Source organism: Stenotrophomonas sp. JAG2 (assembly GCF_041080745.1).
GTDB lineage: Bacteria > Pseudomonadota > Gammaproteobacteria > Xanthomonadales > Xanthomonadaceae > Stenotrophomonas > Stenotrophomonas maltophilia_AA.
The window spans coordinates 304,549-326,853 of record NZ_JBEUMH010000003.1; the positions used below are offsets into that span (position 1 = coordinate 304,549).

The 22,305-nt window shown below is 65.4% G+C and carries 15 protein-coding genes, 2 tRNA genes and 1 pseudogene; 16 read left to right on the top strand and 2 right to left on the bottom strand.

The genetic code is table 11. The annotated features are described in order from the left end of the window. The first annotated feature begins 90 nt into the window (after nt 1-90). The 11 genes from grxD to AB9O74_RS05560 all read left to right on the top strand — a co-directional run bounded on the left by grxD (nt 91) and on the right by AB9O74_RS05560 (nt 13,666). On the top strand, nt 91-411 hold the full coding sequence (gene grxD / locus AB9O74_RS05510) for a Grx4 family monothiol glutaredoxin (RefSeq protein ID WP_176989582.1): 321 nt from the start codon (nt 91-93) through the stop codon (nt 409-411). Continuing rightward, entirely contained in the window at nt 408-1,148 is a 741-nt protein-coding gene (locus AB9O74_RS05515) for an SDR family NAD(P)-dependent oxidoreductase (protein ID WP_369348702.1), read from the top strand. Before grxD ends, AB9O74_RS05515 begins: the two co-directional genes overlap by 4 nt. Nucleotides 1,149-1,517: 369 nt before the next feature. Continuing rightward, nucleotides 1,518-4,700, top strand: coding sequence for a carboxypeptidase regulatory-like domain-containing protein (locus AB9O74_RS05520; RefSeq protein ID WP_369348703.1), 3,183 nt, complete (start codon nt 1,518-1,520; stop codon nt 4,698-4,700). 314 nt (nt 4,701-5,014) lie between these two features. Next, a complete protein-coding gene (ppnN, locus tag AB9O74_RS05525; protein ID WP_121042205.1) occupies nt 5,015-6,403 on the top strand; it encodes a nucleotide 5'-monophosphate nucleosidase PpnN in 1,389 nt (462 codons plus the stop codon). Between the two features lie 162 nt (nt 6,404-6,565). Further along, nucleotides 6,566-7,081 carry a GspH/FimT family pseudopilin gene (locus AB9O74_RS05530; RefSeq protein WP_369348704.1) on the top strand — a complete coding sequence of 172 codons (516 nt, stop codon included), beginning with the start codon at nt 6,566-6,568 and terminating at the stop codon, nt 7,079-7,081. Then, entirely contained in the window at nt 7,078-7,560 is a 483-nt protein-coding gene (gene pilV, locus AB9O74_RS05535; RefSeq protein WP_176989587.1) for a type IV pilus modification protein PilV, read from the top strand. Before AB9O74_RS05530 ends, pilV begins: the two co-directional genes overlap by 4 nt. After that, the gene (locus AB9O74_RS05540) at nt 7,557-8,726 is read left to right on the top strand and encodes a PilW family protein (protein WP_369348705.1); all 1,170 of its coding nucleotides are present in this window, start codon (nt 7,557-7,559) and stop codon (nt 8,724-8,726) included. Before pilV ends, AB9O74_RS05540 begins: the two co-directional genes overlap by 4 nt. Nucleotide 8,727: 1 nt before the next feature. Then, nucleotides 8,728-9,246: a PilX N-terminal domain-containing pilus assembly protein gene (locus tag AB9O74_RS05545; RefSeq protein ID WP_369348706.1), complete on the top strand. Its 519-nt coding sequence runs from the start codon at nt 8,728-8,730 to the stop codon at nt 9,244-9,246. Between the two features lie 10 nt (nt 9,247-9,256). Then, the gene (locus AB9O74_RS05550; RefSeq protein WP_369348707.1) at nt 9,257-13,069 is read left to right on the top strand and encodes a pilus assembly protein; all 3,813 of its coding nucleotides are present in this window, start codon (nt 9,257-9,259) and stop codon (nt 13,067-13,069) included. After that, complete coding sequence (locus AB9O74_RS05555) at nt 13,066-13,521, top strand: type IV pilin protein (RefSeq protein WP_176989591.1); 456 nt, start codon at nt 13,066-13,068, stop codon at nt 13,519-13,521. The genes AB9O74_RS05550 and AB9O74_RS05555 overlap by 4 nt, the downstream gene beginning before the upstream one ends. Nucleotides 13,522-13,589: 68 nt before the next feature. Continuing rightward, a tRNA-Asn gene (locus AB9O74_RS05560) sits at nt 13,590-13,666 on the top strand. A 70-nt stretch (nt 13,667-13,736) separates the two neighbouring features. Here AB9O74_RS05560 and AB9O74_RS05565 read toward each other — a convergent pair. Continuing rightward, nucleotides 13,737-14,267 (bottom strand): GspH/FimT family pseudopilin, encoded by a 531-nt coding sequence (locus tag AB9O74_RS05565; protein ID WP_176989592.1) that lies wholly within the window; start codon nt 14,265-14,267, stop codon nt 13,737-13,739. 155 nt (nt 14,268-14,422) lie between these two features. Between AB9O74_RS05565 and uvrB the strand changes: the two genes are divergently transcribed. The 3 genes from uvrB (at nt 14,423) to AB9O74_RS05580 (ending at nt 17,342) form a co-directional block, all read left to right on the top strand. Then, a complete protein-coding gene (gene uvrB / locus AB9O74_RS05570; protein ID WP_346478586.1) occupies nt 14,423-16,453 on the top strand; it encodes an excinuclease ABC subunit UvrB in 2,031 nt (676 codons plus the stop codon). Between the two features lie 107 nt (nt 16,454-16,560). Further along, nucleotides 16,561-16,635: transfer RNA gene (locus tag AB9O74_RS05575), tRNA-Val, on the top strand. Nucleotides 16,636-16,877: 242 nt separating this feature from the next. Beyond that, nucleotides 16,878-17,342 carry a hypothetical protein gene (locus AB9O74_RS05580; protein WP_346478587.1) on the top strand — a complete coding sequence of 155 codons (465 nt, stop codon included), beginning with the start codon at nt 16,878-16,880 and terminating at the stop codon, nt 17,340-17,342. On the opposite strand, the gene AB9O74_RS05585 is transcribed toward AB9O74_RS05580, so the two are convergent. Further along, the gene (locus AB9O74_RS05585; protein WP_369348708.1) at nt 17,285-18,880 is read right to left on the bottom strand and encodes an MASE1 domain-containing protein; all 1,596 of its coding nucleotides are present in this window, start codon (nt 18,878-18,880) and stop codon (nt 17,285-17,287) included. The two genes, AB9O74_RS05580 and AB9O74_RS05585, sit on opposite strands and share 58 nt — an antisense overlap. A 343-nt stretch (nt 18,881-19,223) precedes the next feature. On the opposite strand from AB9O74_RS05585, the pseudogene AB9O74_RS05590 reads away from it, so the two are divergent. Together AB9O74_RS05590 and AB9O74_RS05595 are read left to right on the top strand one after the other, a co-directional pair. Further along, nucleotides 19,224-21,739, top strand: a pseudogene (locus AB9O74_RS05590) (DNA internalization-related competence protein ComEC/Rec2). Then, a complete protein-coding gene (locus AB9O74_RS05595) occupies nt 21,630-22,304 on the top strand; it encodes a MotA/TolQ/ExbB proton channel family protein (RefSeq protein ID WP_176989595.1) in 675 nt (224 codons plus the stop codon). The pseudogene AB9O74_RS05590 and the gene AB9O74_RS05595 overlap by 110 nt, the downstream one beginning before the upstream one ends. The last annotated feature ends 1 nt before the right edge of the window (nt 22,305 follow it).

Sequence of the window (22,305 nt, forward strand, 5' to 3'; positions counted from 1 at the left end):
CCCACCACGCGAAGGTAGGGCATACAATGGCGGTCAGGGAAGTCTATCCGACCGGTGAGGCCGGGTTGTCCCATTGGAGGGAGAGTCGTTGTGGCGGTGATGCAGCAGATCCAGTCCGAAGTCGAACGTTACCCCCTCGTGTTGTTCATGAAGGGCACCCCGCAATATCCCATGTGCGGCTTTTCCAGCCGTGCCCTCCAGGCGTTGATGGCCGCCGGCGCGATCGCGCTGCGCACGGTCAACGTGCTGGAAGAGCCTGAGATCCGCGCCAACCTGCCGCGCTTCTCCAATCTGCCGACCTTCCCGCAGCTGTTCATCCACGGTGAGCTGATCGGTGGCTGTGACATCGTGCTGGAGCTGTTCGAATCCGGCGAGCTCAAGCGCATCGTCGAAGAGGCCTCACAGCCGTGAGTGCGGTCCCGTCCGTGGTGGTCGGGACCGGATCGCTCGCCGATCGCGTCATTCTTGTTGCCGGGGCCGGGGGAGGCTTTGGCAGCGCTGCCGCCGTGGCCTGTGCGCAGGCCGGGGCCACCGTGGTGCTGCTGGGGCGCAAACCGCGCCGACTGGACCGGGTCTACGCCGCGGTCGAAGCCGTCGGCCCGGAGCCGCTGCTGTATCCGCTGGATCTGGAAGGCGCGACCCCCGACGACTACGCCACGCTGGCCGAGCGCCTGCAGTCCGAGCTGGGCCAGCTGGACGGGATGCTCTACTGCGCGGCCGATTTCGCCGGGCTGACCCCGTTCGAACTGGCCGAACCGGCCGCCTTCGCCCGCGCGGTCCACGTGAACCTGACGGCACCGGCCTGGCTGGCCCAGGCCTGCCTGCCGCTGCTGCGCCAGCGCGACGATGCCGCCCTGGTGTTCACCGTGGACGATCCCGCGCGGGTAGGGCAGGCCTACTGGGGCGGCTACGGCGCGGCCCAGCATGGGTTGCGCGGACTGATCGCCTCCCTGCATGACGAACTCGGCCGCAGCCCGGTCCGGGTCAGCGGCCTGCAGCCCGGCCCGATGCGCACGGCCCTGCGCGCCCGCGCGTTCTCGCTGGATGAGGACCGCACCGCCCGCGACCCGGCCGACTGCGCCGCTGCGGCGGTCCTGCTGCTGTCGGCCGCGGGCGCCGCGCACCGCGGCCAGATTCTCGACGCCTGAGGGCGCCAAAGGCGTCAACGCCTTTGTTGGGACGTGCCGGCACTGGATGACGACCCGAACAATGCCAGGTAGTGCCGGCCGCTGGCCGGCTCCCCGCCAAGCGACCCCACCTGAAATCCGCTGCCGCCCTGCATTCAGCGGGTCATAAACAGATGTGAAGATAGCGTCACGATCCCGTTGTGATGGCGTGTGTTTTGTCGCCAAACCGTCACAATCCGAGGCTATCGTGTTAATCTAGTGTTAACCGTTGCGGCTGAAACCAGCTCGCGGCTAGGGAACCCAGATAAAAGTCCAGTCAGCCGCCAGCAAGGCTGCTTGGGCGCGTTTTTTTCTCCGCCATCGCCAATCTCGCATCGAGGCTACTCCCCAATGACCCACTCCCGTTGTCTCCGGATGTCCAAGCTGACGCTTGGTCTCGTGGCTGCACTTGCCGCCGCTCCCGCCTTCGCCCAGAGCACCTCTTCCGGTGTCGGCGGTCAGGTCACGTCGGCTGCAGGCGCGCCTGTCGTCGGTGCAGAAGTCACCATCACGCACACCGAGTCGGGCACCGTCAGCCGCGCCACGACCGATGCATCGGGTCGTTACAACGCGCGCGGCCTGCGCGTGGGTGGTCCGTACACCATCACCATCAACAAGCCGGGTGAAGGCACGCGCACTGAAGAAGGTGTGTACCTCGGCGTCAACCAGATCGGTACCGTCAATGCGGCACTGACCGGCGACCTCGCTGCGACGAACCTCGATGCCGTGCAGGTCACCGCCGTGGCCGCAGGCTCGGAAGTGTTCAGCGCCACCAAGATGGGCTCGGGCACGTCGATCAGCCAGGAAACGATCGAAGCCATGCCGTCCGTCGGCGGCAACATTCAGGACATGATGCGCCTGGATCCGCGTGTCGCTTTCGTTGACCGTGCTTCGGGCAGCATCAGCGCCGGCGGCCAGAACCCGCGCTACAACGCCGTCCGTATCGATGGCGTGTCCGCCAGCGACACCTTTGGCCTGGAAGGCAACAGCTTCCCGACACGTCGCCAGCCGGTTTCGATGGAAGCCATCGAAGCCATCAACGTCGACCTGTCCAGCTACGACATCACCATCACTGGCGCCACCGGCGCTGTGGTTGATGCCGTGACCAAGTCGGGTACCAATGAATTCCACGGCTCGGTCTACGGCTACATGCGTGACGGCAGCTGGTTCGGTGACAACCCGGGTGGCGGCAAGTTCAACGGTTTCGAAGACGAGAAGACCTACGGCTTCACGCTGGGTGGCCCGCTGGTGAAGGACAAGCTGTTCTTCTTTGCCAACTATGAGAAGTTCGAGCAGTCCGCTCCCGGCGCCGACATCGCCGGCAGCGCCATCGGCGCCGGCACCATCACCGATGCCCAGATCGCCCAGGCCCAGCAGATCTTCCAGGATCGTTATGGCGTGTCGGCGGGTAGCTACGACGCCGCTTCGGACACCAACCTCGAAGAGTACGCGCTGAAGCTGGACTGGAATATCACCGACAACCAGCGTGCGAGCTTCCGCTACAGCAAGCTGGAGCAGGACAAGCTGCGCATCAACGGCTACGGCCAGACCACCGGTGCGTCGATCAGTTCGTACTGGTACCAGCACGACAAGAAGATCGAGTCCTACGTCGGCCAGCTGTTCAGCGACTGGAGCGACAACTTCTCGACCGAAATCAAGGCCAGCTACCGCGATTACTCGGCCATCCGTAACCCGTCGGCTCCGGGCACTCCGGCGATCCTGATTGGTTTCGGTGGTCTGAACTCGAACCGGGAGTCGGTCGCCAATCCGACCCTGTACCTGGGTACCGAAGCCAACACTCAGTACAACGAGCTGTACACCAAGACCTGGAACTACTTCGCCTCCGGCACGCTCACCCTGGGCGACCATGACGTGAAGTTCGGTGCGGACTACAGCAAGAACGAAATCTACAACCTGTACGCGCCGAACATCGACGGCTACCTGGTCTACAACGGCATCGAAGGTTTCCGAAACAACACGCCGGTGGTCAGCACCTGGCGCAACCCGGTGGACGGTGGCGTGGAGAGCCTTGCGGCCGACTACGACTACACCACCCTGGGCCTGTTCGTGCAGGACACCTGGTATGTCAACAGCAACCTGACCCTGACCCTGGGCGTGCGTGCGGACAAATACGACACCAACAAGGACACGGCCTACAACCAGCGTGCCAGTGAGTTCTTCGGTTACGACAACCGTTCGATCGGCGACAACGGCTTCATGGTGCAGCCGCGCGTCGGCTTCAACTACACCTTCGACAGCGATCGCCCGACGCAGCTGCGCGGTGGCGTTGGCCTGTTCCGTGGTGAAGCGCCGCAGGTGTGGCTGGGCAACATCTACGCCAACAACGGCGTGAACTTCACCCAGGGCACCGACTACCCGTACGCCAACCGCAACCGTCCGGGACAGCAGGTCGTGAACTTCGTCTCCGACGATTTCCGTACCCCGTCCGTGTACAAGGCCAATCTGGCGTTCGATCACGAACTGCCGTGGAACGGTCTGGTCGCATCGGCCGAGCTGCTGGTGACCAAGGTCAAGGATGGTCTGTACTTCAAGCGCCTGGAACTGGTGCAGCCGAGCTACACCGGTGGTCCGGACGGTCGCAACTTCTACTGGGGCAACATTGCCAACGCCTCGACCTCCAAGTCGACCACCCCGAGCTGGGTGAGCGATGCCGTGCTGCTGGACAACACCGACAAGGGCCGCACCGCGCAGTTCACCGTGTCCCTGGCCAAGCCGTTCAGCCCGGACAGTGACTGGGCCTGGAACCTGGGCTACACCTATACCGATGCGAAGGAAGTTGCCAGCAACACCTCCTCGGTGGCGACCTCGAACTGGAACAACAACTACATCTTCCAGGCCAACGAGAACGCGCTTGCGCGCTCGCGTTACGAGATCCGCAACCGCATCTCGGGTTCGGTGAACTGGAAGCATGCGTTCTTCGGTGACTACGAGACCCAGGTCGGCATGTTCTATGAAGGCCGTACCGGTCGTCCGTACAGCTTCGTGTACTCCAACGACATGAACGGCGACGGCCGCACCTACAACGACCTGTTCTATGTGCCGAAGGGTCGTGGCGACGTGCTGTTCACCGGCGGTGCCGCCATGGAAGAAGCCTTCTTCGCATGGATGGAGAACAATGCACAGCTGAACCGTTACGCCGGCCAGGTGACCCCGCAGAACTCGGCTCGCGCCGGTTGGGTCAACACCTTTGACGTGCGTATCACCCAGCAGTTGCCGGGTTTCATGAAGGGTCACAAGTCCGAAATCTGGCTCGATATCCAGAACGTGGGCAACCTGCTCAACAAGAAGTGGGGTCGCATCGACGACTTCGGCTTCTATGCTGACCAGGGCATCGCCAACTTCCGCGGCATCGACCCGACCACTGGCAAGTACCTGTACGAGTTCCGCGCGGAGCGTCAGGGCAACACGAGCGCCACCGTGACCGACAGCGCCTTCGCCAACGCGGACGCTGACGGCTTCAACACCGGCGTGTCGCAGTGGTCGCTGCAGCTGGGCTTCCGCTACAAGTTCTGATGCATCGAACGTAGCGTGGGATTGAAAGCGGCCGGGGCAACCCGGCCGCTTTTTTTCTGCCGGCGTTTCACGATTCGGCGGGGACGCGGGCCGGCAGAGACGTCGCGCGTTTCCAGGCGATGCTGCTCCGGTGGTTGTGCTGGGCGGCTTATGGGCGTATCTTCAGCTGGTTGCGCGGAAATCGGCGCACCTGCGACGGCCCAGTGCCCCTGTCGCGGTCAGACACATCCAAACGGTCGGGTTTCCCGGCCGTTTTGCTTTTTAAGGGGGCAGCGGTACAGTCGGTAACCTTGAGGAAAGCGAAAAAGATGGACATGACGATCAACGAAAAACCGGCGCGTACGCTGCCGGTGCAGGACGCGCGGATCTACCCGCGCGGTGGGCTGGATGTGCTGTCGCGCGCCGAAGTAGCGCGCCTGCGGGACGCCTCCGGTGGCGGCATGCACGAGCTGCTGCGCCGCTGCGCGCTGGCCGTGCTGACCAGCGGCAGCGCCTCCGACGATCCGCGCGCGGCGCGCGATCTGTACCCCGATTTCGACATCCAGGTGGCGCAGCAGGACCGCGGCGTGCGCATCGACCTGGTCAATGCGCCGGCGATGGCGTTCGTGGATGGCGAGATCATCCGCGGCGTCGCCGAGCTGCTGTTCGCCGTGGTCCGGGACCTGGCCTACATGGCCATCGAGATGGGCCCGGCCTACGCGGCCGAGCTGGAATCCTCCGAAGGCATCACCAACGCGGTGTTCGGGCTGCTGCGCAACGCGCGCATCCTCAACCCGGGCGACCCGAACCTGGTCGTGTGCTGGGGCGGTCACTCGATCGGCCGCGATGAGTATCTGTACACCAAACAGGTCGGCTACGAGCTGGGCCTGCGTGGGCTGGACATCTGCACCGGCTGCGGCCCGGGTGCGATGAAGGGTCCGATGAAGGGTGCCACCATCGCCCATGCCAAGCAGCGCAAGACCACCACGCGGTACATCGGCCTGACCGAGCCGGGCATCATCGCCGCCGAGTCGCCGAACCCGATCGTGAATCACCTGGTGATCATGCCGGACATCGAGAAGCGCCTCGAAGCGTTTGTGCGCATCGGCCACGGCATCATCGTGTTCGCCGGCGGCGTCGGCACCGCCGAGGAGATCCTGTACCTGCTGGGCATCCTGCTGCGCGACGAGAACAAGGACCTGCCGTTCCCGCTGATCCTGACCGGCCCGACCGTCGCCGCGCCGTACTTCGAGCAGATCGACCGCTTCATCCGCCTCACCTTGGGTGAAGAAGCCGCCAGCCGTTACGAGATCATCATCGGCGATCCGGTCAACGTGGCCCGCAAGATGGCCCAGGGCATCAAGCGCGTGCGCGAGCACCGCCTGGCGCAGAAGGACTCGTTCTTCTTCAACTGGTCGATCGAGATTCCGTGGGAGTACCAGCAGCCGTTCGTGCCGACCCACGAGGCAATGGCTGCGCTGGACCTGCACCACGGCCGCCCGCCGCATGCCCTGGCCGCCGACCTGCGTCGTGCGTTCTCCGGCATCGTCGCCGGCAACGTGAAGGAAGACGGGATGCGTCGCATCGAGCAGTTCGGTCCGTTCGAGATCCATGGCGACGCGGACATGATGCAGGCCCTGGACGAGCTGCTGCGCGCGTTCGTCGAGCAGCGCCGCATGAAGATCTCGGGCGAGTACCAGCCCTGCTACAAGGTCATGGCCTGAGGCCGTGACCCGGCCGGCGGCGGGCAGGGGGCCCGCCACTGGCCTTGTTCTGCGTCAACTGATTGACGCCTGTCGCCTCCGGGCGACCGTTCGTCCTGCCGCCGCTTGCTGATCGGCGGCGGGGCGTTCATCTTCTGTGTCATCAACGCTGGGGAGCGTTTCATGTCTTTGCGCCGGTCCAACGGCTTCACACTGATCGAGCTCATGGTGACCATGGCGGTGCTTGCCGTGCTGGTCGCGGTGGGGTTCCCGAATTTTCTGGGCGTCATCCGATCCAATCGGGTGGTTGCGGCCAACAATGAAGCGTTGGGCCTGCTGGCGCTCGCACGCAGTGAGGCCATCCGTAACAACAGGGGCGGCGGTGTCTGTGGCAGCGCCACTGGCAGCAGCTGCGACGGCGACTGGAACAGCGGCATGCTGGCTTTTGCCGACCCGGACGGCAGCGGTACCCTGGAAACCGGCGAAACGGTCCTGCGCTACAGCCAAGGCCACCCCAGGCTGGTCGTTGACGGGCCGGACAACTTGGCCATCAGTTTCGACGGGCGAGGTCGCCGCCAGGCGCCTGCCGACCAGACGCTGACCCTGCGGCCTGACGAATGCAGCGGCCAACCGATGCAGCGCACCGTGACCATCAATTCCTCCGGCCAGGCACGCAGTGCCCAGGGAGCGTGCCAATGAAGCGCAAACGCCATCGCCGCCTGCGCGCAGTGCCAGGTGGATTTACCTTGATCGAGGTGCTGGTTGCCATTGTGGTGCTTGCGTTTGGCCTGCTCGGCTTCGCGCTGCTGCAGACCATGAGCGTGCGCTTTACCCAGAGCGCCAACTACCGCACCCAGGCGACCAACCTGGCGTATGACCTGATCGATCAGATGCGTGCCAATCGTTTCCAGGCAGCCTGGTACAGCACGGCATCGTTCTCGGCCGGATCAGTAGCCGTGGCCGGGGCCTGTGGCCGTCCGACCGGGGATGCGGTCACCATCGAACAGAACGTCGCACGGTGGCAGTGCCAGGTGGCCAAGGCGCTGGGCGAAACCGCCAGTGCCAACGTGACCTACAGCGATGGCAGCGTCACCGTCGGGATCGCCTGGGGTGATCAGCGCTGGGACAAGGACAATCCCGATGACAAGACCACTTTCACCGTGACCTCGCAGCTATGAGCCATTTCCCGAGCCTGCGGCGCAGGCAGCACGGCCTTTCCCTCATCGAACTGATGGTCGCGGTGGTGATCGGTACCGTGCTGATGCTGGGCGTCATCCAGGTCTTCATCGCCTCGCGCACAGCCTCCCGCTTGGCCGAAGGCGTTGCACGCACCCAGGAGAATGCGCGGTTTGCGATCGACTTCCTCGAGCGCGACATCCGCATGGCTGGACACTACGGGTGCGTCAACGACCAGGCCCACTTCATCAAGGATGAGGGGGATCCACGACATCATTTCACGGCTGCCACCGGTGCCGGCAGCCCGCTGGATTTCTCGGTGGCGGTGCAGGGCTATGAAGCCGGCGGCACCGCGCCAGGCAATACCCTGACTCTGGGCGAGGCCTGGAGTGATGCCAGTGGCCTGCCGTCCGGGATCGTCGGGCTGAATCCGCTGGGCGGCAGCGACGTGCTGGTACTGCGCTTCCTGGCCGGTGAGGGCGTTCCGGTCACGGCCATCTCGGCGGACAGTGGCAGCAGCGAATTGACGATGGACACGGAGCGCGCCGCGCGGTTGAGCCAGGGCACGCCCGCTGCGCCGACGATGTTCGGTATCGCCGATTGCGCCCATGTTGATATTTTCCCGGGGACGCTGGCTGGCGGCACGGTGACGGCGACCAATGCGGACCTGTCCCGATACGCACCGCCGAACGGGCAGACGCTGGTCTACCGCGCCGAATCCATCGTGTACTACATCGGGGCCGGCGCATCCGGCGAGCCGGCGTTGCGACGTGCCCGCGCCAATTCTGCTGGCCAATATCCGGCCGAGCTCAATGAAGAACTGGTCGAGGGCATCGAGAATCTGCAGGTGCTGTTCGGCTTGGATTCGACCACCAACATCAGTGCGGATGCCTCGCCGATCGGCAACATCACCGCACAGGCAACCGCCAGTGGCGTCACCACAGGCACCGATGCCGCCGCTGCCGGCCAGTGGCGGCGCGTAGGCCTGGTGCAGGTCGGCGTGCTGGCACGCAGCCCGCAACCGGCCGATGCGTTGCAGGCGCAGCAGAAGGTGGCTCGCCAGGGCGCACTGGGCGTGGAGTTCGCGCCGTCCGATACCCGCGATACCCGCTACCGGGCCAGCTATGAAGTATCGGTGGCCTTGCGCAATCGACTCTATGGGAACTGACATGCACGCCTCCGTCCGCCCCGTCGTTCGTTCTCCGGCCCCGCGCCGCCAGCGTGGCGCCGTGCTGTATGTGGCGCTGGTGATGTTGATCCTGCTGGCGCTGATCGGTATCGCGGGCATGCAGGTCGCCGGCATGCAGGAAAAGATGTCGGCCAACTATCGCGCGAGCAATCTCTCCTTCCAGAACACCGAAGCGACGGTGCGCACCGCCGAACATCTCGTGGAGAAAATCGCGAATCGTCAGGTGGTGCCCGACGGCAGCCTGATCGGCGCCGGCGACATCGATGCCGGCTGCGATGCTGCCTTCGACCCGTCAGAGTGGGGCAGCAAGCAGAGTTCCGATGCGGTTCCAGCGGTAACGGTCAGGCAGATCGATACCTGCGTGCCCTTCGGCACCGGCGTCGGCATGGGCGGGCCGGGCGATAACCCCATACCGATCTACCAGATCACCGGCTATGCCGCCGACGATGCTGACAATCCCACTTCTTCGACCGTGATTGACACGGTTTTCAAGCTCTGAGGACGCGCACATGGTATCGCGCAGGACCACACTCATTTCCGCATCCGTACTGGCCGTGCTGGTCGGCGGCGGAGTGCTGACGTACCAGCTGATCGCCGCGCAGGGGCAGGGGACGCTGTCCCAGGTGCCGTTGAACAATCAGGTGCAGGCGCAACCGGCCTTCATCATGACCGTCGACAACTCCGGCTCCATGACCTTTCAGACCCAGTTCCCCGGTGCGGATGGCGAGGCCTGTTGGAATACGACGACCAAGAGCTTCTTCAACAGCTCCAAGGCGCTCAGTACATCAGGGACCTGCAGCTTCTTCTACGTGCTGCCGGGGTCGCGCATTTCCGGCGCGTATTACGGCATTGCACCGTTCGATAAGTTCGGCTTCGCACGTTCCCCGACGTACAACCCGGCCTTCTACAACCCTACGATCAAGTATGAGCCGTGGATGCGCTATGACACCGCCCAGGAGAAGGTGGTCGATTACGCGCAGGCGGCCACCGACAATACTCTGATCGATCCTCGTCAGGCCAATAAAGTGTCGTTGACCGCGGCCACCACTGGTGTGTTCAACATGGTCGATGGAATGATCGTGCCAAAGGGCACGGTCTTCTTCGCCTATGACAACAATGGTAGGGAGAAGGACGGCACCCCGTTCGCGGCTAACAATGACTACGTCTGGAACACCGCAGATTTCTACAAAGTCAAAAATCAGCCAACACGATACGACGCCACGATTACCTACGTGCCGGCCACCTTCTTCCTTCCGTTCACGAGCAAGAACGACCCGCGTCCTGAATTGGCTGGAAGCCCCGGGGCCTACGCGGCGGTGGAACGCTCGGAGGTCGCCAATGCCTGTGGCACGGGCTGCACGATGTGGAAGTACACCATCAAAAGCACTGATGGCACCGCGTTGCAGAACTTTGCCAACTGGTTCTCCTACTACGGCAACCGCAACCGTTCCATGATCGCCGGCATGACCCGATCCATGGCGACGGTGGACAACCTGCGCGTGGGCTATTTCAAGATCAACGACAACGCCTCCTACGACATGAGCGACAAGGGCGCGGTGCTGCCCATCCGTGATCTGGGTACCAAGGACGACAAGCGCGCGCTGTACGCCGAGATGATCGCGTTGAACGCCTCGGGCAGTACCCCCAACCGCCAGGCGGTGAAGGCGGCCGCTACGCAGTTCACCCGGACCGATGATCTCGCCCCGGTGCAGCTGGCCTGCCAGAAGAATGCCGTCATGCTGTTCACGGACGGCTACAGCAACCTTGACGGTCCGGCGGTCGCCAATGCCAATGGCGACGGCAACATGGGCATCCCGTTCAAGGATAGCCACGACAATACGATGGCCGATATCGCCGCTTCGTACTACATCAACAAGGATAGCAAATCCCCACTGCGTCCGGAACTCGCGCCCGGGCTGGTGCCGGTGCCGGAGGCCTGCAATACGGCCAACCCGGATCCGCGCCTGGATTGCCAGAAGAACCTGCACGTCAATTTCTACGGCATCACCCTGGGCGGGCGCGGCAAGCTGTTCAATCCCGATATCGTCCAGGACCCGTATACCAACGCCTCCATCTACAACAACTGGCCAAAGCGCGAGAACGGTGCGATCAGCACCATCGATGACATCTGGCATGCCGCCGTCAACACGCGTGGCGAGTTCATCAACGCGCGTACCCCGGCCGACATCACCCAGGCCATGCGCCGCGTGCTGTCGTCGGTGACGGCCGGTGCGTCGTCCTCGGGCAGCTACGCGCAGTCGGGCGCGCGCATCGGCACCGGCTCGATGGCGGTGGCGCCGTACTACGAGATCGCCAACGAATCGACCGACTGGTTCAGCCGCCTCACCGCGAGCCAGATCACCGTGGACCAGGCAACGCGCAAAGCGGTCTACACCACCGCGTGGGAAGCCAGCGCCAAGATGCCGCAGCCGACCGCGCGCAAGGTTTTCTTCGGTACGAACACCGAAGTGCTTCCCTTCAGCAGCAACAGTGTCACGCTGGAGTCGTTGTGTGACCTGTCCCCGTCGTTGTACCCGGGCATGGCCCGTTGCTCGGTCGGTGAGCTGACCGATCTCGGCGCGTCGCCCGCAAACGCGGTCAGCTACCTGCTGGGCGACAGAAGTCTGGAAACGCGGCGAGGGGGGCGCTTCCGCGACCGCACCACGGTGCTTGGCGACATCATCAATTCGTCGCCGGTCATCAGTGCCCCCATCGACGATTACGGTTATCGGGGGCTGGATGGAGGCCTGGGCGCGAGCTATGCCACCTACCTGGAGACCAAGCGCAGTGGGCGTTACATGGTCTATGTCGGCGCCAACGACGGCATGCTGCACGCCTTCGATGGTGGCATGGGGGTGGCCGGCACGATGGACAATGGCGGTGGCGCTGAAACGTTCGCCTACATTCCCGCCATGTCGATGGGCCACATGGGCAACCTGCTGTTCCCGCTCGATCCGAACAACCAGGCATTCCAGAAGTTCTCCCATCGCTATTACGTCGATGGCCCGGTCGCGGTCTCCGATGCGCGGATCGGTAAGAGCTGGGGCACCGTGCTGGTCGGCACGACCGGTGCGGGCGGACGCGGCGTGTTCGCTCTGGATGTGACCAAGCCGGGCAGCTTCGGTACCGGCAGCCGCCTGTGGGAAATCAACGACCTCAGCGGGTCAGATGGAGTGAAGGCCAACATCGGGCACGTGCTGGGCAAGCCGGTCATCGTTCCGTTCAAGGATGCCAGCGGGACGGTGACGTGGAAGGCCATCTTCGGCAACGGCTACGGCAGCGCCAGTGGCAAGGTCGTGCTGTTCATGGTGGACATCGGCACCGGCTCGCCCAACATCACGATGATCGAAGCGTCCGAGACCGCAGGCACCCCGCCGGCCGGCAAGAACGGCCTGGGCAATATCCTGGTGGTCGACCGCTGGTCCGGCAGCAGCCGCGGGCGTGACGGCTACGCCGATACCGTCTACGCGGCCGATCAGAAGGGCGCGATGTGGAAGTTCGACCTGCGCGACACCAGTGCCAAGGTCTCCACGCCGCTGTTCACCACACAGACCAGCACCAAGAATGGGTTGACGTACCGTCAGCCGATCACCGGCGGCATCAATGCTACCAACGGTGACCGCGGCGGCGTGATGCTGTTCTTCGGTACGGGCAGCTTTGTGTTCAACGAAGACGTCCGCGACGAGTCGATTCAATCGCTGTATGCCGTCCTGGACGCCTCGGATGGCGCGCCCGGCGAGACGATGACCGCAGCGGATCTGCGCCCGTACAGCGTGTCCGCATCCGGTGATGTGCGCACGATGACGCTGGGGACGGTACCGGCCAACGCGCGCGGCTGGCATGTCGACCTGCCGGCGGGTGAGCGTTTCGTTGCCTATCCCGCATTGGCCTCGGGAGTGGTTTTCATGCCCACCTATGTGCCCAACCCGACCACCAAGAGTTGTGCCTCGGATGGCTCCAACTGGCTGTTCGGCTTGAGTGCGCAGTCCGGCGCGCCCGCGTTGTCAAAGATGCGCGCCGGGTCGCCGACCGGCACCAAGTACGGTGCGGGCACGGCGGCGGTACCGCTGTCGACGGGCGGCAATGCACCGGTGAAGGACGTCGGCGTTCAGGTGCTGCCGCGCCAGCAACCGCCGGGCAGCATTTCCGGCGGTGACCCGGGCGGTCCGGGTAACGGTGGGCCGGGGTCGCCCGGCGGTAGCACGCCGCCCCCGGTGGATCCGCCTGCCGAACCCTGCCAGATGTTGGTTACCGCTGCGGGCGGCGTCCCGATGTACGTGCCCTATCCCTGTGGTCGCCAGTCCTGGAGGCAGTTGCAATGAGTCGTTTGTTTCCTGCCATAGCCCGTGCCCGTGGCGCGTCGCCCGCCTTTGCGCGCAGGGTGAGCGGCTTCACGCTCATCGAGCTGATGCTGGTGGTGATCGTCATGGCGATCCTGGCCGGTATCGCCTACCCGAGTTACGTGGAGCAGACGCGCAAGTCCAAGCGTGGCCAGGTCAAGGCGGATCTGGTCGAGTATGCGCAGCTGGCCGAGCGCTACCACACCACGCAGAACACCTACGAGGGGTTCACGCTGCCCGGTGGCGGCTCGTCGGTCAGCTCGCCGCGCGAAGGCGGCACCGCGGCTTACAGCGTCGGGTTCGTCGGCACCCAGTCGACCTTCACCTTGTCTGCGACCGCGCAAGGAAATCAAGCCAAGGACAAATGCGGGGACCTCGGCATCAACCAGGCCAACGTCAAGACAAGTGGCGGCACGCTCTCCGAATGTTGGTGACGTGCTGAGGGAAACCTTGCGCCGGGGTGTTGCCCTCCACGCCAGTGCCCCGTACAATGCGCCTCCCCGCCCGAATAGCTCAGCCGGTTAGAGCACTTGACTGTTAATCAGGGGGTCGTTGGTTCGAGTCCAACTTCGGGCGCCAGATTCTGCAAAAGCCGCGAGCAATCGCGGCTTTTGTCGTTCCTGCACGGCGTTCTTGCGATCCAACGTGCTCAGCAGGGAGCGCGATCGGCCAGTCGTTCCGAGCGGGCGCGCCCGGCATTATTGACAATCACTCTGCTGTGTCTGCGGCCCCGTGCACAAATGGTCACGGTCAGGTTGATGCCCATGCTGCTGCCATCCGGCCGGAACCGCAGGCGCGGACGTCCAGCCGACGTGGGGGCCAGCAGCGTCAAAGCGGTCTGGCCGGGGTAGTACTGCAGGATGTCCTGCTCGGCAGCAGGTTGCGGCCGCCGAAGTGGGTCGCGGTAGGTCAGCCACCCCTTGCTCCATTCCGCCGTGCACCGCCTACCGTCGTCACTGGGGCAGACACTGACATTCTCCCTGCGGGTCACCGCCGCCATCCGGGCGCCGGAAAAGGCCGAGTTCAGCTGCATCCGCAGTGCGTCCGCGCGCAGGCTGGAGACCGTCTCGATGAAGCTGGGCGCAGCGACCGCTACCAGCAGGCCGAGAACTGCCAGGGTGGCCATCAGCTCCAGCAGGGTCAGGCCGGTGTGACGAGAGCAGGAAGGGCGCCGGGGCATGGGGCTGGGCATCCGTCAGCAGGGAAGGCTTGAGGTTGCCCTGTGGCGCACAGCCTGAATATCAGCCTGACCCGTCCTGAAGGGTGGGTATTCCCATCAACCGGCCGTCACCAAGGCGGCCGTTATACTGGGCGCTTCCCGGCAGTGGCGGCACCATGAGCGATCGTTTCCAACTTGTATCCCCGTATTCGCCGGCGGGCGACCAACCGGCGGCCATCGAGAAACTGACCGCGAACTTCGAGGCGGGCATCGCCAAGCAGACCCTGCTCGGCGTCACCGGTTCCGGCAAGACCTATACGATCGCCAACGTGATCCAGCAGGTGCAGAAGCCGACCCTGGTGATGGCCCCGAACAAGACGCTGGCGGCGCAACTGTACGGCGAGTTCAAGTCGTTCTTCCCGCACAACGCGGTCGAGTATTTCGTCAGCTACTACGACTACTACCAGCCCGAGGCTTACGTGCCTTCGTCGGACACCTTCATCGAGAAGGACAGTTCGATCAACGAGCACATCGAGCAGATGCGGTTGGCCGCGACCAAGACCCTGCTGTCGCGCCCGGACGCGATCGTGGTGGCGACGGTGTCGGCGATCTACGGCCTCGGGGCGCCGGAGGATTACCTGTCGATGCGGCTGATCCTCTCCACCGGCGAACGGATCGACCAGCGTGATCTGATCAAGCACCTGACCCAGCTGCAGTACACCCGCAACGAGTTCGAGCTGCACCGCGGCACCTTCCGCGTGCGCGGCGAAGTGGTGGACGTGTTCCCGGCCGAATCGGATAGCGAGGCGGTGCGCATCGAGCTGTTCGAAGGCGAGGTCGAGCAGATCAGCATGTTCGATCCGCTGACCGGCGAGAGCCTGCGCAAGATGATGCGCTACACGATCTATCCGAAGACCCACTACGCCACGACGCGCGAGCGCGTGCTGTCGGCGGTGGATACGATCAAGGCGGAGTTGAAGGTCCGCCTGGAGCAGTTGTACGAGCAGAACAAGCTGGTGGAAGCGCAGCGCCTGGCGCAGCGCACCCAGTTCGATCTGGAGATGATGGCCGAGGTCGGCTACTGCAACGGCATCGAGAACTACTCGCGGCATCTCACCGGCAAGAATGCCGGCGATCCACCGCCGACCCTGTTCGATTACCTGCCGCCGGACGCGCTGCTGGTGATCGACGAATCGCACGTGACCATCCCTCAGATCGGCGCGATGTTCAAAGGCGATCGCTCGCGCAAGGAGACCCTGGTCGAGTTCGGTTTCCGCCTGCCGTCGGCGCTGGACAACCGTCCGCTGCGGTTCGAGGAGTGGGAAGAACGGTGCCCGCGCAGCATCTACGTCTCGGCCACGCCGGGGCCGTATGAGCTGCGCGAGACCGAGGGCGAGATTGCCGAGCTGGTGGTGCGTCCGACCGGCCTGATCGATCCGGTGGTCGAGATCCGTCCGGTCGGCACCCAGGTCGACGATCTGATGTCCGAGGTGAACGAACGCATCAAGCTCGGCGACCGCGTGCTGGTCACGACGCTGACCAAGCGGATGGCCGAGAACCTCACCGAATACCTGACCGAGCACGGCATCCGGGTGCGTTACCTGCACTCGGATATCGACACCGTCGAGCGCGTGGAGATCATCCGCGACCTGCGCCTGGGCAAGTTCGATGTGCTGGTCGGCATCAACCTGCTGCGCGAAGGCCTGGACATGCCCGAAGTGTCGCTGGTGGCAATCCTGGATGCCGACAAGGAAGGCTTCCTGCGCTCGACCGGCTCGCTGATCCAGACCATCGGCCGCGCCGCCCGCAACCTGCGTGGCAAGGCGATCCTGTATGCGGACAAGATGACCCGCTCGATGCAGGCGGCCATCGACGAGACCGACCGCCGTCGCGCCAAGCAGGTCGAGTACAACGAACTGCATGGCATCGTGCCCAAGTCGGTGCTGCGGCCGATCACCGATGTGCTGGAAGGCGCGCGATCGGAAGCGGCCGAGAAGGAGTCGCGCGGCAAAGGGAAGGGCAAGGGCAAGGGCGGCCGCGTGGCTGAAGAGGCCGCCGATTACCGCACGATGGAGCCGGCCCAGATCGCCAAGCGCCTGCAGGCGCTGGAGCAGCAGATGTACCAGCACGCACGTGATCTGGAGTTCGAGGATGCCGCCCGCGTCCGCGACCAGATCCGCAAGTTGAAGGAGGCCAGTCTGGGCTGAACAACGCGTTGTGAAATATCTTCACAAAAGTGTTGCGCTTTCCAGGGGGCGTCCGTAATATACGCGGCCTGCACCGACGCATTCGCAGCGGGGCAGGAAAGCAAAACGGGCGGTTAGCTCAGCGGTAGAGCACTACCTTGACATGGTAGGGGTCACAGGTTCGAACCCTGTACCGCCCACCACTTCAGTACCTGGGAAACCACGGGAACAGGTGGAACAAGACGAAGCCGGCCACCAGGCCGGCTTTTTCGTTTTCGGCGTTTTTCCTTTCGTTCTCTGCGCCTCGCCCTTCCCATGGCCCGTGGGTGCGGGCATGTCGAGGCTGTCTCCTTGATCCCGTGTGTTAGCGTCGCGAGGCCGGTTGGCCAGACCTGCGGCCGGCCGGAACCGGTCCTGTGACCTAATCCCAATGGAAGGAGGCAAAATGGCAACGACGCATCGTCTTACGGTTTTGGCATACGCGGCCGCGGCTTTCGCGACGGCGATTCTCGCGGTCCCATCGGCACAGGCGGCGTCCTGCTGTGTCAGCGAACCGCACGGAAGCTACATCGCAGCGAAGGGTCTCGGGGAGTCCGCGCCGCTGGCGTTGGACGTCAGCGAAGCAGCGGGCTGGCATGCCTTCGAGTTCAAGCGGGACGGCGTCTGGTACATCCAGGTCAATGACCGCAATGATCAGGTCCGCGCGATCATCGGCAACATCGACACGGTGTTCTGGACGCTGCCGGGCGGTGTGGATGCCGACCGCGTCTCGCTGCCGGGGCGGATCCTGGAGATTCCGGCAGGTGCCGGCCGGGAAGTGGTGTACCGCAAGCCGGGGCTGTGGCTGGTGGCTTACAGCACGGCGCGGGGCGTGATCTGGTCGATCGAAAGCCCTGACGGCACGCGATAAGGCTGCCGGGTCTCGACAAGCACCAGGCGGAGACGATTACGGCGGCAACGTGGGTTGCCGCCGTAAGCCAAGGCCCGTCCGCCGAGCACCTCGTTGGCACGCGCAACGGTCTGCGCGGTCAGTGTGCGCTGCGGATCCAGCAGTGCGACGGTGATGACGATGCCCTGGGAGTCGCCACGACGACCGCAGTGAGCGCGGACACGCAGGAATCCCGACTCGTGCTTCAGCATCACGCCGACAGCGTCGACCAGGCTGCGGTAGGCCGCCAGTTGCAGCCCGAGGCTCAGCTGGCAGGGGTCGCCACTGAACCGAGGGCGCGCCACGCGATCGGTCGCGTCCCAGGCGCCGGCGACGCCGCCCGACTGCAGGGCGACGTAAAGACCTGCGTATTCGATGTCGCTCGGGTAGACCATGCTGATCTGCTCGCGGAACAGGCGCGATTGCGATGCGCCACGGCGCAGCATGTCCATCGCCGGCGCCAGATACCCTCGTTGCTTGAGGAGATCGGCTGCCATCTGGAGCGAGCGGTCGATGTCTTCCCCAATGGTCTGCATGCGCAGCGCCTGTTCCCTGCGGCTTTCTTCGCTGGCGAGGTGGGCCGTGCGGACGAGCGAGGCGGCCTGTCTGCCCAGCCGGTCGTGTGCATTGAACTGCCGGTAGTAACGGGAAATCGTGGAGCCCAGCAGCAGCAATGCGGTGCCGGTGACCGCCAGGACCTGCTGCGCCATGAAGGCGACCGGATCGAACGACCCGGGCAATCCGGAGCTTTCCAGGGTCAGCCCGATGGTGAGGTTCAATCCCGCTACGCTGATGGCGGCGCCGCGCCATCCGTACATGCAGGTAAGCGCGGCCGCCGGCAGCAGCATCGCGATGCGCACGCTGCTCTTTGCCAGCAGGTCATCGGCGGGGAGCTGCATCGCCGTCACGCCGAGCACGCCGATCACCGTCAATGTGGCCACGGCCATCATTCCTGTGCCAGCGGTAGGGCGTGGCAGATGGTGACGGTGTTTCCACAGCAGCGCGGCCGGCGCGAAAATCAGGATGCCCAGGTAGTCGCCGATGATGTATTTCGCGACGCCCATCCAGGAGACGGCGTCGTGCAGCGTGGGCATCAGCAGATAAGCCAGGCCCTGATTGAGTGCCGTGATGGCGACGGCGGAAAGTGCAGCGATGGACAGCAGCCAGGCCGGATTGCCCGCAGCCAATCGGCGGCGGTGCAGATACACGATCGCTGCAACCGTCGGCATCAGCAACGCGGATGCAAGTACGACCCACGCGAGGCCGTACTGATCGATGAGGTGGAAACGTGCCTGCGCGAAGAAAGCCCACTCACCAACGATCAGGTAAGGCCATGTCCGCGGCGGGCACAACAGCAGCGCAGCGACGCGGAGTCCGGCAGGCAGGTAGAACTGGTCCACCGACATCTGCCGCGTTGCCCAGAACACCATCGCGTAGACCAGCGCCAGCAATACGCCACTGGAAGAGATGCGCAGATTGAGGTGAAACTCCTTTTTCAACCATTCCCGCTGCACGTACACCCCCTTTCCCCTGTGGTGACCACGGGCTGGAACAACAGCCCGGCGCAGCTTGGACACTATCGGGCAACGCTGCCGCGTGCAATGGCGTGGCGGCGTGTTGGGTTTTCGTCGATGGCGCTGGTTCTTGGCGCGGCGAAGGGCTTTGTTTGAACTGCGTCACACATTGTCCTGCGTCTTGTTGTCGCTGCTTTGCATCCCGTCCTGCCGCCGATGTGAAGGCGCTGCGCTTCGGAAATAGGATGCGCCACCCAGCCAGGATTGCCTGACAGCTCGCCACGGCCGCGCCTGATGGTGGTTGTGCGGTGTACGGGGGAGGCTTGGATTTTCATCGGGTGCGACAGGCATGTCCCCGCGCCGCTTGGCTACCTCCGGACGCCCACCGTTGCCCATGCTCGGCAAGGCCTGTGCGGCGGCTTTTCTGACAGGCGTGAGCGCGACGGTATTCGCACCCTTTCTTTTGCCGCCTCGCTGGATGTGGGCTTCGCTCGCGGCAGGGCTGGCAATCTGGATCCTGCCCTCCCGTCTGCGCCTCCTCGGCGCCGCCCTTTTCGGCCTCGGCTGGGCCGCCTTCCACGGCCACGCCGGGCTCGCACAGCAGCTTCCCGCCGGCAGCGCGCCGGTGGACCACGTCGTGCAGGGACGGGTGACCAGCCTGCCGGTGCACGGCCCCGGCGGCACCCGCTTCGGCTTCCGGGTGGACGATGATCCGGCGATGCCCGCCGAACTCCGTGGCCGCGACCTGGCCCTGGGCTGGTACGACGGATTCCGTGGCGCGGCCGATGATCGACGGCGCACGCTGCGCGCGGGCGAGCGCTGGTCGCTCGCCGCGCGCGTCCGGCCCCCGCGCGGCCGGGTGAATCCTGGTGGGTTCGATGCCGAGGGCTACGCACTCCGGCACCGTGTTGCCGGCAGTGGCTACGTTCGCGAGCCCGCCCAGGCGGCTGCGCTGGCCGCGCCCACGGGATTGCCTGCGTGGCGCGAGCGGATGGCCGACGCGATCGGCAAGGCGGTCGAGAGCGACGGCCGCCGCTTCGTCCAGGCACTGGCGCTGGGTGACACTCGCGGCCTGAGCCCGGCCGACTGGGACGATCTGCGCGCGCTGGGGGTGACCCACCTGGTGGCGATCTCCGGCTTCCATGTCGGTGTGGTGGCGGGCGTTGCCGCCGTGCTGGCGGGCGGGCTCTGGCGCTGCCTGCCGCTGCTCGGCCTGTACTGGCCGCGGCCGATGGGTGCCGCGGTAGCCGCCGTCGCGGGTGCGGCGCTGTACGCGGCGGCGGCCGGCTTCGCGCTGCCCACGGTGCGGACCGTGCTGATGATCGCGGTGGTGGCCGCTGCACGCTGTAGTCGGCGGCGGGCGACCGTCGCGCAGTCGCTCTCGCTGGCAGCGCTGGCGATGCTGCTGTTCGATCCGCTCGCTGTGCTCGCCCCCGGTTTCTGGCTGAGCTTTGCCGGCGTGCTGTGGCTGATCTGGTGCCTGCCGGGGCGTGAGGAGGGCTGGCTGCGTGGTTTTCTGGGTGCTCAGGGCGTGGCGACCGTGGCGCTGCTGCCGCTGACCGTGGCGCTGTTCGGCCAGGCCTCGCGTGCGGGGCCGCTGGTGAATCTGGTGGCGATTCCGTGGTGGACGATGGTGGTGGTGCCGCTGGCGCTGCTCGGCACCGCGCTGGAGGCGCTGATCGACGGGGCGGGGCGCTGGCCGTGGCAGCTGGCGGCATGGTGCTTCGAGGCGAGCTGGTGGCTGTTCGGGTATGCCGCGCGCAGCGAGCTGTCGCTGTGGTGGCTGCCGCAGGCCAACCGCTGGGCGTTGATCTCGGCCGTGTTCGGTGTGTTCTGGCTGCTGCTGCCGCGCGGCAGTGGTGGCCGCGTCCCGGCCCTGCTGCTGTGCCTGCCGCTGCTGTGGCCGGCGCGGCATGGTCCGGGCGAGGGCGAGGTGGAGCTGATCGTGATGGATGTCGGGCAGGGCCTGGCGGTAGCCGTGCGTACGCGCCGGCACACGCTGCTGTACGACACCGGGCCCGGGGCCGACGATGGCTTCGACGCGGGCGAGCGGATCGTGGTGCCGACCCTGCGGGCGCTGGGGCAGGGGCGTCTGGACCGGATCATGATCAGCCACGACCACCGCGACCACACCGGCGGGCTGCGCGGGGTTCGCCGCAGCTTTCCGGGCGCGATGCTGCAGGCGCCGCCTGACGCGCTGCGCGGTCGTGCCTCGGCCTGCCATGCCGGGCAGTCCTGGCAATGGGACGGGGTGACGTTCCGGGTGCTGCATCCCCCGCGCGACGAACCGCAGTCCACCAACGACAGCAGCTGCGTGCTGCGGATCGAGACGCCGCAGGGGGCGATCCTGCTGGCCGGTGACATCGAAAAGCGCAGCGAAGCCCTGCTGGTCCAGCAGGCGCGCGCACGCCTGGCGGCGGAAGCGGTGGTCGTCCCACACCACGGCAGCGCCGGTTCGTCCACGCCGGCATGGGTGGCAGCGGTCGCGCCGCGGCTGGCGATCGTCTCGGCGGGCCACCGCAACCGCTTCGGTCATCCCCGTGCCGAGGTGGTGGAGCGCTGGCAGGCGGTGGGCGCCGAAGTGCTCACCACCGCCGACAGCGGCGCGGTGCGGGTCTGGCTCGGGCGTGAAGGCCTGCAGGTGCGTGAACAACGGGTTTTCGAGCGGCGTTGGTGGGATGCCGCGGAGCGGAGCCGGCCGGCTGCTATCCTATCGGCGATCAAACAGGCGGCCGCTGGGCCGGAGGATTGAAACGTGTGGGAACTGGTCAAGGCCGGTGGCTGGCCGATGCTGCCGCTGCTGCTGTTGGGCGTACTGGCTTTGGCAATTGTCCTGGAGCGTTTCTGGACCCTGCGCCGCAATGAAGTCCTGCCCCCCGGGCTGGGCCAGGAAGTGCGCAACTGGGCCGCGCGCGGCAAGCTCGACCCGAGCCATATCCAGTCGCTGCGCGGCAATTCGCCGCTGGGCGCGCTGCTGGCTACCGCGCTGGAAGCACGCAACCGCCCGCGCGACCAGATCCGCGAGCGCATCGAAGATGCCGGCCGGCACCTGGTTCACCGCATGGAGCGGTTCCTGAACGCCCTGGGCACGATCGCCTCGGCCGGCCCGCTGCTCGGCCTGCTCGGCACGGTGGTCGGCATGATCCAGATGTTCATGGGCATCCTCGACCACGGCGTGGGCGATGTGAACCAGCTGGCCGGCGGTATCGGCAAGGCGCTGGTCTGCACCGCCACCGGCATGATCGTGGCGATCCCCGCGCTGATGTTCCATCGCTACTTCAAGGGCCGTATCGCCGGCTACGTGATCGACATGGAGCAGGAGGCCTCGGCCCTGCTGGACGCGCTCGATGGCCGCCCGGGCGTGATGAACAACGCTCCGCGCGCCACCGGTGCTTCGGCCGGCGCCGCACCCGTGACGGTCAAGGGCTGAC

Bases quoted from the DNA above. Each gene is read 5' to 3' on its own strand.
- AB9O74_RS05520 (WP_369348703.1), top strand. From the start codon at position 1,518: ATGACCCACTCCCGTTGTCTCCGGATGTCCAAGCTGACGCTTGGTCTC.
- ppnN (WP_121042205.1), top strand. From the start codon at position 5,015: ATGACGATCAACGAAAAACCGGCGCGTACGCTGCCGGTGCAGGACGCG.
- AB9O74_RS05530 (WP_369348704.1), top strand. From the start codon at position 6,566: ATGTCTTTGCGCCGGTCCAACGGCTTCACACTGATCGAGCTCATGGTG.
- pilV (WP_176989587.1), top strand. From the start codon at position 7,078: ATGAAGCGCAAACGCCATCGCCGCCTGCGCGCAGTGCCAGGTGGATTT.
- AB9O74_RS05540 (WP_369348705.1), top strand. From the start codon at position 7,557: ATGAGCCATTTCCCGAGCCTGCGGCGCAGGCAGCACGGCCTTTCCCTC.
- AB9O74_RS05545 (WP_369348706.1), top strand. From the start codon at position 8,728: ATGCACGCCTCCGTCCGCCCCGTCGTTCGTTCTCCGGCCCCGCGCCGC.
- AB9O74_RS05550 (WP_369348707.1), top strand. From the start codon at position 9,257: ATGGTATCGCGCAGGACCACACTCATTTCCGCATCCGTACTGGCCGTG.
- AB9O74_RS05555 (WP_176989591.1), top strand. From the start codon at position 13,066: ATGAGTCGTTTGTTTCCTGCCATAGCCCGTGCCCGTGGCGCGTCGCCC.
- AB9O74_RS05565 (WP_176989592.1), bottom strand. From the start codon at position 14,267: ATGCCCCGGCGCCCTTCCTGCTCTCGTCACACCGGCCTGACCCTGCTG.
- uvrB (WP_346478586.1), top strand. From the start codon at position 14,423: ATGAGCGATCGTTTCCAACTTGTATCCCCGTATTCGCCGGCGGGCGAC.
- AB9O74_RS05580 (WP_346478587.1), top strand. From the start codon at position 16,878: ATGGCAACGACGCATCGTCTTACGGTTTTGGCATACGCGGCCGCGGCT.